We start from the raw sequence: 5498 nt of genomic DNA, 5'->3' as shown, positions 1-5498 counted from the left end.
GGCCGGATCCGCCCAGGCCAGGATCCGGTCCATCGCGTCCGCCGGCACCGACACGCACCCGGCGGTCGCGCCCTTCCCGTTCACATGGAGGAAGATCCCCGCGCCCCGGCCGCGTACCGGGCGCCGGTAGTTGAAGCCGATGACGAGCGCGCGGGCGTACTGCGTGGCGTACGACGCCAGGTGTTCCGCCTCGTCGGCCCGGCAGTCGGCGGGCCGGGGCTCCACCCAGCGGTTGTACGCGGCCGAGCCGTTGTCCTGGCACCACCACGAGTCCCCGGTCACCCGGCGGTAGGGGTAGCGGGTCCCGGCCGGTGCGGCACGGGTCCCGAAGGCGTACGGCAGGTCGTACAGCCCGGTGGGTGTGGTGTCCGTGCCCTGGACCCGGGTGGCGCCCTCGGTGAGGCCGCCCGCACCGAAGCGGGCCGGCGCGGGGGAGCCGGTGTCCGGGGCGACGGCGGTGATCAGCTGGCTGCCGCCGCCCGGGCCGGCCGTCCGCCGGGGGAGGGGCGGCGGCTCCCCGGGCGTGGCCGCGACGGACCCGGCCAGGGCGAGCACGACGGACACGGCGACCAGGGATCTGCGCATGGACCGGACGCTACGGGGACGGGCGGACCCACCCCCACCGCACCTGCTCCGTACGGCCGAGCGGTCGTCGTGCGGCACGCGGGTCTCGGCGACCGGGCCCTGGAACGCCTGACCGGCGACTTTGACAAGGCATACGGCCCACTGCATAGTTATGCCATACGTGATCGCGCCGTGAGGCGGACGCACACCCCTTGCATTCCCGAGGAGCACGCAGTGAGCAACGGCACCGGCAACAGCGACGTACGCCTCTGGGGCGGGCGTTTCGCCGACGGTCCGGCCGAGGCGCTGGCCAAGCTGTCCGCGTCCGTCCACTTCGACTGGCGGCTCGCGCCGTACGACATCGCGGGATCCCGCGCGCACGCGCGCGTGCTGAACAAGGCGGGCCTGCTCACCGCCGACGAGCTGACCCGGATGACCGCCGGACTGGACGCCCTCGAGGCCGCCGTCGCGGACGGCTCGTTCACCGGGACCATCGCCGACGAGGACGTCCACACGGCGCTCGAACGCGGTCTGCTGGAGCGTCTGGGACCGGACCTCGGGGGCAAGCTGCGGGCCGGCCGATCCCGGAACGACCAGGTCGCCACGCTCTTCCGGATGTACCTGCGCGACCACGCCCGGATCATCGGCGGGCTGCTCGCCGAGCTCCAGGACGCGCTGGTCGGCCTCGCGGAGGCGCACCCGGACGTGGCCATGCCGGGCCGGACCCACCTCCAGCACGCCCAGCCGGTCCTCTTCGCGCACCACGTCCTGGCCCACGTGCAGTCCCTGTCCCGGGACGCCGGGCGGCTGCGGCAGTGGGACGAGCGCACCGCCGTGTCGCCGTACGGCTCCGGCGCGCTGGCCGGTTCGTCCCTCGGCCTGGACCCGGAGGCGGTCGCGGCCGACCTCGGCTTCGAGCGCGGTTCGGCCGCCAACTCCATCGACGGCACCGCCTCCCGGGACTTCGTCGCCGAGTTCGCGTTCATCACCGCCATGGTCGGCGTCAACCTCTCCCGGATCGCCGAGGAGATCATCATCTGGAACACGAAGGAGTTCTCCTTCGTCACGCTCCACGACGCCTTCTCCACCGGCTCCTCGATCATGCCGCAGAAGAAGAACCCTGACATCGCCGAACTGGCGCGCGGCAAGTCCGGCCGCCTCATCGGCAACCTGACCGGGCTGATGGCGACGCTGAAGGCCCTTCCGCTCGCGTACAACCGGGACCTCCAGGAGGACAAGGAGCCGGTCTTCGACTCCTGCGACCAGCTGGAGGTCCTGCTGCCCGCCTTCACCGGCATGATGGCCACCCTCACCGTCAACCGGGAGCGCATGCAGGAGCTCGCCCCGGCCGGCTTCTCGCTCGCCACGGACGTCGCCGAGTGGCTGGTGCGGCAGGGGGTGCCGTTCCGGGTCGCCCACGAGGTCGCCGGCGAGTGCGTGAAGGTCTGCGAGCAGCAGGGCATCGAGCTGGACGAGCTGACGGACGAGCAGTTCGCGAAGATCTCCGAGCACCTCACCCCCGAGGTCCGCACGGTGCTCGACGTGCCCGGCGCCCTGGCCTCCCGCGACGGCCGCGGCGGCACCGCCCCGTCCGCGGTCGCCGTCCAGCTCGCCGAGGTGAAGGCCGACCTGGTGACACAGCACGCCTGGGCCACCGCGCGCGGCTGACCCGGGGGCATCGCGGGCTACGTTGGGCGGGAAGGTCCGAACCCCCACCGGAGGAGCCCGCGATGCCTTTCGCCCGCCTGGACCGAGCGACCACCCCGACCGCCCGCATCGGGCTCGGCCTGGCCGCCGTCGGCAGGCCCGGTTACATCACCCCGCACCGTGACCGCGACCTCCCCGGGGGCCGCGGTGCCGACGCCCTGCGCGGGCGCGTCCACGAACTGCTGGACGCCGCCTACGCGCAGGGCGTCCGGTACGTCGACGCGGCCCGCTCCTACGGACGCGCGGAGGAGTTCCTCGCCGAGTGGCTGACCGCCCACCCGGAGGCGGAGGACCTCGTGGTCGGCAGCAAGTGGGGCTACACGTACACCGGTGACCGGAACACCGAGGCCGGGCCCCACGAGGTGAAGGACCACAGCCTGGCCGCCTTCGAGCGCCAGCGCGCCGAGACCGCCGCACTGCTCGGCGACCGCCTCGACCTCTACCAGATCCACTCCGTGACGGCGGACAGCCCGGCCCTGACCGACACCGCCCTGCACGAACGGCTGGCCCGGCTCGCCGAGCAGGGTGTCACCGTCGGTTTCTCCACCAGCGGCCCCGCCCAGGCCGACGCCGTCCGCGCCGCCCTCGCCGTGACGGTCGACGGGGCGCCTCTCTTCCGTACCGTCCAGGCCACCTACAACGCCCTGGAGACCTCGGCCGGACAGGCGCTCGCCGAGGCCCACGGCGCCGGCCTCACCGTCATCGTCAAGGAGGCCGCGGCCAACGGCCGGCTCACCGGCACCGAGGCGCCCGCCGTCCTGCGGGAGACCGCCGCCGAAGCGGGCCTGGAGGCCGACGCCGTGGCCCTGGCGCTGGTGCTCCGCGAACCGTGGGCGGGCGTCGTCCTGTCCGGAGCGGCGACCGTCAACCAGCTCGCAGCCAACCTCCACGCCCCCCTCCTCGACCTCGACGCGGAACGCCTGGACCGGCTGGGCGCCCTCGTGGAGGAACCCGAGGCGTACTGGCGTCACCGCTCCTCGCTCCCCTGGACCTGACGGCGCTGCGTTCGGCCTCCCGCCGGCCGGCGCGGGACCGGTCAGGAAAGAAGAAGCGTGACCGGCCCCCCGCTCAGTAGCGTCGGCGGTACGGGGCGAGGCCGGGCCGAGCCGGCGACGCCCGGCGGGGGATCGCGAGGACGGCCCCGCCCGACGGATGGAGACACGATGAGCAGGGCCACGAAGACGGACCCCCGGGCGTCCGCGCCGCACGCCGCCGACAGCCACGACCTGATCCGGGTGCTCGGGGCGCGGGAGAACAACCTCAAGGACGTCGGCATCGAGATCCCGAAGCGCCGCCTGACGGTGTTCACGGGGGTCTCCGGCTCGGGCAAGAGCTCGCTGGTCTTCGACACGATCGCCGCCGAGTCGCAGCGGATGATCAACGAGACGTACAGCGCCTTCGTCCAGGGCTTCATGCCGAACCTGGCCCGCCCCGAGGCCGACGTACTCGAAGGGCTGACGACGGCGATCATCGTCGACCAGCAGCGCATGGGCGCCGACCCGCGCTCCACCGTCGGGACCGCCACGGACGCCAACGCGATGCTGCGCATCCTCTTCAGCCGGCTCGGCGACCCGCACATCGGCCCACCCGGCGCCTACTCCTTCAACACCGCCTCGGTCCGGGCGAGCGGGGCGATCACCGTCGAGCGCGGCGACAGGAAGGCGGTGAAGGCGACCTTCAGCCGCACCGGCGGGATGTGCACGCGCTGCGAGGGCCGCGGCACGGTCTCCGACATCGACCTCACCCAGCTGTACGACGACTCCAAGTCGCTCTCCGAGGGCGCGTTCACCATCCCCGGATGGAAGTCGGACAGCTTCTGGACCGTCCGGGTCTACGCCGAGTCCGGCCTCCTCGACCCGGACAAGCCGATCCGCGACTTCTCCGAGCAGGAGATGCGGGACTTCCTGTACCGCGAGCCGACCAAGGTGAAGGTCGAGGGGGTGAACCTCACCTACGAGGGGCTGATCCCGAAGATCCAGAAGTCGATGCTGTCCAAGGACAAGGAGGGGCTGCAACCGCACATCCGGGCCTTCGTGGAGCGGGCGGTCACCTTCACCGCCTGCCCCGAGTGCGGCGGCACCCGGCTCAGCGAGGGCGCCCGGTCGTCGAAGATCGCCGGGATCAGCATCGCCGACGCGTGTGCGATGCAGATCAGCGACCTGGCCGTGTGGGTGCGCGGCCTCGACGAGCCGTCCCTGGCGCCGCTGCTCACCACCCTGCGGCAGACCCTGGACTCGTTCGTGGAGATCGGCCTCGGCTACCTCTCGCTGGAGAGACCCGCGGGCACGCTCTCCGGCGGCGAGGCCCAGCGCGTCAAGATGATCCGCCACCTCGGCTCCTCGCTGACCGACGTCACCTACGTCTTCGACGAGCCCACCGCGGGCCTGCACCCGCACGACGTCCAGCGGATGAACGACCTGCTGCTGCGGCTGCGGGACAAGGGCAACACGGTGCTGGTGGTGGAGCACAAGCCGGAGGTGATCGCCATCGCCGACCACGTCGTGGACCTCGGCCCCGGCGCCGGCACCCGGGGAGGCACGGTCTGTTTCGAGGGGACCGTGGAGGGGCTGCGGGCCGCGGACACCCTCACCGGGCGCCACCTCGACGACCGCGCCGCCGTGAAGGAGACGGTACGCGAGCCCACGGGCGCCCTGCGGGTCCGCGGCGCGACCGCCAACAACCTGCGCGACGTCGACGTGGACATCCCGCTCGGGGTGCTCGCCGTCGTCACGGGCGTCGCGGGCTCCGGCAAGAGCTCCCTCGTCCACGGGTCGCTGCCCGCCGGTGAGGAGGTGGTGTCGATCGACCAGAGCCCCATCCGCGGGTCGCGGCGGAGCAACCCGGCCACGTACACCGGGCTCCTGGACCCGGTCCGCAAGGCGTTCGCCAAGGCGAACGGGGTGAAGCCCGCGCTGTTCAGCGCCAACTCCGAGGGCGCCTGCCCGGCCTGCAACGGTGCCGGTGTCGTCTACACCGACCTGGCGATGATGGCGGGCGTGGCCACGACCTGCGAGGAGTGCGAGGGCAAACGGTTCCAGGCCTCGGTGCTGGAGTACCACCTCGGGGGCCGCGACATCAGCGAGGTGCTCGCCATGCCGGTGAGCGAGGCGCGGGACTTCTTCGGCGACGGCGAGGCCCGGACACCGGCCGCGCACCGGGTCCTCGACCGGCTCGCCGACGTGGGACTCGGCTACCTGACCCTCGGCCAGCCGCTCACCACCCTGTCT

4 protein-coding genes are annotated in these 5498 nt (G+C 72.8%); 3 read left to right on the top strand and 1 reads right to left on the bottom strand.

Annotation, left to right across the window (positions count from 1 at the left end):
• On the bottom strand, window positions 1–585 hold a 585-nt coding region (locus IH13_RS0129660; protein WP_031089143.1), incomplete at its 3' end, for a L,D-transpeptidase family protein.
• Window positions 586–798: 213 nt separating this feature from the next.
• Between IH13_RS0129660 and argH the strand changes: the two genes are divergently transcribed.
• The 3 genes from argH to IH13_RS0129645 all read left to right on the top strand — a co-directional run.
• A complete protein-coding gene (gene argH / locus IH13_RS0129655; protein ID WP_031089142.1) occupies window positions 799–2232 on the top strand; it encodes an argininosuccinate lyase in 1434 nt (477 codons plus the stop codon).
• A 62-nt stretch (window positions 2233–2294) separates the two neighbouring features.
• On the top strand, window positions 2295–3266 hold the full coding sequence (locus IH13_RS0129650) for an aldo/keto reductase (RefSeq protein WP_031089141.1): 972 nt from the start codon (window positions 2295–2297) through the stop codon (window positions 3264–3266).
• A gap of 168 nt (window positions 3267–3434) precedes the next feature.
• On the top strand, window positions 3435–5498 hold a 2064-nt coding region (locus IH13_RS0129645), incomplete at its 3' end, for an excinuclease ABC subunit UvrA (protein ID WP_031089140.1).

Source organism: Streptomyces sp. NRRL WC-3549 (assembly GCF_000721935.1).
Classification (GTDB): Bacteria; Actinomycetota; Actinomycetes; order Streptomycetales; family Streptomycetaceae; genus Streptomyces.
The sequence above is the reverse complement of the archived record's forward strand: the minus strand, read 5'-3'. Positions and strand labels throughout refer to the sequence as shown.